Raw genomic sequence first — 771 nt, 5'->3', positions numbered from 1 at the left:
CTGGTGGACCTGCCGGTGGCGGTGCTGTTCATGCTGGCCATGGGCGCCGTGTCGGTGTACGGCGTGGTGCTGGCCGGCTGGTCGTCGCGCTCGCCGTACGCGCTGCTGGGCGGGCTGCGCTCGGCCGCCCAGGTGGTCTCCTACGAGATCGCGATGGGCCTGTCGTTCGTGGCCATCTTCCTGTTCGCCGGCACGCTGTCCACCTCCGAGATCGTCAAGGCACAGGAGCAGACCTGGTTCGCGGTGCTGCTCATCCCGTCCTTCCTGGTCTACGTGGTGTGCATGTTCGGCGAGGCCGCGCGCATCCCGTTCGACCTGCCCGAGGGCGAGGGCGAGCTGGTCGGCGGCTTCCAGACCGAGTACTCCTCGTCGCTGAAGTTCGCGCTCATCATGATGGGCGAGTACCTGCACACCTTCACCGCCTCGGGCATCGCCGTGACGCTGTTCCTGGGCGGCTGGCGGGCACCGTTCCCGATCTCGCTGTGGGACGGCGCCAACCAGGGCTGGTGGCCGGTGCTGTGGTTCTTCATCAAGTTCGTGCTCACCTTCTGCTTCATCGTGTGGGTGCGCGCCTCGCTGCCCCGGGTGCGCTACGACCAGCTCATGTCGCTGGGCTGGAAGGTGCTCATCCCGGTCAACCTGGCCTGGATCCTGCTGGTGGCCGCGGTCCGCAACGTGGTGGTCAACGACGGCAACCGCACGATCGGCATCGGGCTCGGCGTCGTCATCGTGATCGGCGCGCTGGCCATCTGGATGCGCTTCGACACCGTC

At 67.6% G+C, this 771-nt stretch carries 1 protein-coding gene; it reads left to right on the top strand.

Features of this window, described 5'->3' with window-relative positions; all coding sequences use genetic code 11:
• On the top strand, positions 1-771 hold a 771-nt coding region (locus FXF51_RS60250; protein ID WP_187415216.1), incomplete at both ends, for a complex I subunit 1/NuoH family protein.

The sequence above is a fragment of the Nonomuraea sp. PA05 genome (assembly GCF_008086045.1).
Taxonomy (GTDB): Bacteria; Actinomycetota; Actinomycetes; order Streptosporangiales; family Streptosporangiaceae; genus Nonomuraea; species Nonomuraea monospora.
This window is presented reverse-complemented; position numbering and strand designations above follow the sequence as displayed.